The organism is Halapricum sp. CBA1109 (assembly GCF_009741825.1).
Lineage (GTDB): Archaea > Halobacteriota > Halobacteria > Halobacteriales > Haloarculaceae > Halapricum.
In genome coordinates this window covers 1-4,172 of the sequence record NZ_WPCA01000194.1, presented here as the reverse complement: position 1 = coordinate 4,172, position 4,172 = coordinate 1, and the positions used below count along the sequence as shown (strand labels likewise).

The window sequence follows — 4,172 nt, the reverse complement described above, 5'->3', positions numbered from 1 at the left end:
CGCGCGGGCCGGCGAGGCCGGCGAGGGCTTCGCCGTCGTCGCCGACGAGGTCAAGCAACTGGCCGAGCAGACCCGCGAGGCCACCGGCGACGTCGAGTCGCTGATCGGCTCCATCGACGAGCAGGTCGCCGCCACGCGCGAGGAGATAACGACGATGCGCGCCCGCGTCGACGACGGAAGCGACACCATCGCGGCCGCAATAGAGTCGATGGACGACGTGGTCGAGTCGACGGTCGAGGTCAACCAAGGCATCCAGGAGCTAGACCGGGCGGCCGACCAGCAGGCCGCCTCGGCACAGGAGGTCGTCTCCATCATCGACGAGGTGACCGACATCGCCGAGCGGACGGCCGATCGGACGGGCGACGTGGCCGACACCGCCGACCGCCAGCAGTCGATGGTCGCCGAGATGACCGACGACGTCCAGCAGTTCGCCGACAGCGCGGGGTCGCTCCGACAGGAGCTGTCGACGTTTTCGGTCGCCGGAGACGGCCGCTCGGCCGGGAGACAGTCCGTGGCCGCGACCGACGACTGAACGACGCTCACACGACGTTCACGGCCCAGCGGACCGCGGAGACGCCGACCAGCAACGCGCCCTCGGCGCGGGTCAACTGCCGGCCGGTCCAGAGGAGGCCGACGACGACCACGACGGTCGCCAGCATCCACACCAGACTCGTCGACGCCGCGGGGCCGACCGTCAGCGGCCGTACCAGCCCCGCCACGCCGAGGACGCCGAGAATGTTGAACAGATCGCTGCCGAGCAGGCCCCCGACGGACATCCCCGGTCGGTCCGACCGCGCGGCGACGACGGCCGTGACCAGTTCGGGGGTCGATGTCCCCGCGGCGACGACGGTGACCCCGATGACCCACTCGGAGACGCCGGCCGCCGCGGCGATGGTCGAAGCCCCGGCGACGAGCAGCCGCGCGCTGACGACGACGGCGACCAGTCCGACCACCAGCCGAGCGGTGTCACGTGCGGGCGTGGTCGTCGGTGCCGGTCTGTCGCCGCGGGTCGCGCCGCCGCTTCTGAGGACGAGACCGAGGTAGCCGACCAGCCCGAGCGCCAACAGCCCGGCCTCGACACGGGCGAGGCCGCCGTCTGCGAGCATCACGACCAGCCCCGCCGAGGCGACGACGAGGGCGGCCCCGTCGCGGCGGACGAGTCGCCGCGTCCGGTCTAAGGTCCCCAACAGCGCCGTCGTCCCCAGTACGAACCCGAGGTTGAAGATGTTCGATCCGACGACGTTCCCGACGGCGATGTCGCCACGGCCGAGCAGCGACGCCTCGATGGTCACCGCGAACTCCGGCATCGACGTGCCGAAGGCCACGACGGTCAGTCCGATGACCAGCGGACTCGCCCCGAGGTGTGTCCCGACCGCGGACCCGCCGCTGACGAGCCACCGGGCTCCCATCCACAACCCACCGATGGCGACGACGACCATCCCGGCGCTGACGAGCATACCGGTCCTCGGACCGCCGCCGGGAAAAAGTCCCGAGACTGACCGGCGCCGGGACCACGAACTGGACCGGCAGACCGCCCGCGCCCGACCGTAAATCACAGGCCGCTCGCGGGCCGAGCCGACGCTATGGAGTACACCACCTACCTCGTCACACAGGAGAGCCTCTCCGCGGGCCGCTCGACCGAAGCCATCGTCGACGCGGCCATCGAGGGCGGCGTCGACATCGTCCAGTTGCGGGAGAAAGACGCGACCGCTCGCGAGCGCTACAATCTTGGCCTGAAACTCAGGGAGGCGACCCGCGAGGCCGGTATCCCGCTCGTGGTCAACGACCGGGTCGGCGTCGCGGCGGCAATCGACGCCGACGGCGTCCACCTCGGCGACGACGACCTGCCGGTCGCGGCCGCGCGAGAGGTCCTCGGTGAGGACGCCATCGTCGGCCGGTCGGTGAGTCTCGTTGAGGACGCCGTCGAGGCCGAACGGACGGGCGCGGACTACCTCGCGTCGGGCGGTCTACGCCACCGGGTCGAAAGACGACATCGACGACGAGGAGTACGCCATCGGTCTCGACCGCGTCGAGGCCATCGCCGACGCGGTCGACATCCCCATCGTCGGTATCGGCGGCATCACGGCCGACAACGCCGACGACGTGGCTGCCGCGGGGGCCGACGGCGTGGCTGTCATCACGGCCATCACGGACGCGACGGACCCCGCCGCGGCGACACGGGACCTGCGGGCGGCCGTCGAGGCGGGCCGGGAGCGCCGAAACGCGTAAGCGACTCGCCCGGCAACGGAGGGGTATGGTTCGCATCCCCTTCGGGATCCGCCAGTTGGACACGACCATCGACGCGGCGCGCCGCCGGGGAGCGTCGTGCTGGCGTCGGGCGAGGCCGGGGCCGGCGCCCGGGAGTTCTGCCAGACCAGCCCCATCGTGACCGGGTTGGCGAAACACGACCCGGAGCTTTTCGACCTCTACTACGGTGACCTCCCGGCCAACGCCGCCCTCCCCGAGGAGGTCCACTACATCTCCTTTACTGCCGGCGAACAGCAGTTCCGCGACGAGGCCGCCCAGGCCTTCGACGAGGAGGTGCTCGGGGGTGCGCTCCCGGCCGTGGAGTACCACGACCTCTCGACGTCCTATTTCCACGTCAGCCCGGTCCCCCGGAGTTGGTACGCCGAGCGCGCACCCTCGATCAAGGAGATGCGGACCCGCAACGAGCGCGACGACCTGATGAGCGTGCTGGGGGACATCCTCAACGAGAACGCCGCGGGCAACCTCGTCGTCATCGACTCGCTGTCGGACTTGGTCGGAGCCATCGGCGAACGGGCCGAACTGGAGTGGGCCGACATCGCCTACCTGATCCAGGGGCTGACGAAGGCCGCCTCGGCGTGGGACTGTCTGATCGTCGCCCACGTCAACTTCCAGACGATCACCGACACCCAGCACGGCCAGTTGGTCGACGCCGCGACCGGGACGCTCCAGTTCGAGTGGGAGAGCGGCGGGTCGACCCGCGCCCGGACGATGGTCGTCAAGCAGTTCCGGGGCGTGTTGAGCCAACTGGAGGACGAGAACATCGTCCGCTTCGAGACGGAGTTCACCGACGCCGGCTTCGACATCAGCGACGTGCGCAAGATCCGGTAGCCGGAATCAGGACGCGAAATCGGTGGCAAACCCTTAACTGCGTTTCCCGGTAACGCTACCTCAATGGCGAGCGAGTCGCGAGGTCCGAGCGTGACGGTGTCGCTGCCCCCCGAACTCGAGCAGTGGCTCGACGAGCAGGCCCGCGACCTCGATACCGACCGCGAGACCGTTCTCCTCCAGTTGCTCTCTAGTTACCGCGCCGCCGAGGACCTCGGCGACGACATCGGGACCGTCGAGGGTGACGACGCCCTCCTCACGCCCGACGACGTCGAACCCATCGTCAGGGACGTTCTCACCGACCGCCTCCCGGACCTCACCGACGCCGTCGCCGACCGGGTGGCCGAGGACCTCCGCGAGGAACTGACGGCCGAGATTACCGAGGCGGTCCGGGAGGACCTCGACGGCGGCCCCGACGCGGACCTCGCGGCCCGGATCGACGAGTTAGAGGCCCAGTACCGCGAGGACCTCGACGACGTCCGCGAGAAGATCATCCGCGTGAAACGCGACGCCGACAGCAAGGCCCCGGCCGGCCACGGCCACGACGAGTTCGAGCGCATCGAGGCCATCGAGGCCGACCTCGACCGCCTGCAGCGCCGGGCCGACCAGCACGCCGACCTCGGCGACCGGGTCGCGGACCTCGACTCGGAACTGGACGCCGTCGAGTCACGGCTCGACGCCCTCCGGAGCGACCTCGAAGACGTCGACGCCGACCGCATCGACGCCATCGAGTCCGACCTGAGCGACGCCGAAGAGAAACTGACGACCGTCGCCTACGTCGTCCGGGACCTCCGGGACGCCGTCTCGGGCGGGACCACCGGCAGGGACACCCTCGACCGGATCAAACAGGAGGCCGCCGCCGCCGACGTCGGCCGCGCGGCCTGTGCGAACTGCGGCGAGGGCGTCCGGATCGGTCTGCTGACCGAACCGTCCTGTCCCCACTGCGAGGCGACGCTCGACGGCGTCGAACCGCCAAAACGCCGCTTCGGTCTCGGGAGCGCGACGCTGTCGACCGCCGCCGGTCTCGAGTCCGGCGTCGATTCCGACCCCGGCGACGAACTCGACGACATCGACACCGA

3 protein-coding genes and 2 pseudogenes are annotated in these 4,172 nt (G+C 70.4%); 4 read left to right on the top strand and 1 reads right to left on the bottom strand.

The genetic code is table 11. The features are described from left to right. Positions 1 to 532, top strand: a 532-nt coding sequence (locus tag GJ629_RS14835) for a methyl-accepting chemotaxis protein (RefSeq protein WP_231754657.1), incomplete at its 5' end; no start/stop codon positions are given. A 7-nt stretch (positions 533 to 539) separates the two neighbouring features. Here the strand turns inward: GJ629_RS14835 and GJ629_RS14830 are convergent. After that, positions 540 to 1,457, bottom strand: a complete 918-nt coding sequence (locus tag GJ629_RS14830) for a calcium/sodium antiporter (RefSeq protein WP_157513713.1) — start codon at positions 1,455 to 1,457, stop codon at positions 540 to 542. A gap of 126 nt (positions 1,458 to 1,583) precedes the next feature. Here GJ629_RS14830 and thiE point away from each other — a divergent pair. The 3 genes and pseudogenes from thiE to GJ629_RS14815 all read left to right on the top strand — a co-directional run. Beyond that, a pseudogene (gene thiE, locus GJ629_RS14825) lies at positions 1,584 to 2,229 on the top strand (thiamine phosphate synthase). Between the two features lie 25 nt (positions 2,230 to 2,254). Further along, positions 2,255 to 3,096 (top strand): annotated as a pseudogene (locus GJ629_RS14820) (RAD55 family ATPase). A gap of 63 nt (positions 3,097 to 3,159) precedes the next feature. Continuing rightward, positions 3,160 to 4,172 (top strand): hypothetical protein (locus GJ629_RS14815; RefSeq protein WP_157513712.1); only part of this gene is annotated, 1,013 nt, incomplete at its 3' end.

What these genes read in the sequence shown, in the direction of transcription:
- GJ629_RS14830 (WP_157513713.1), bottom strand. Translation starts at nt 1,457, where the DNA reads ATGCTCGTCAGCGCCGGGATGGTCGTCGTCGCCATCGGTGGGTTGTGG.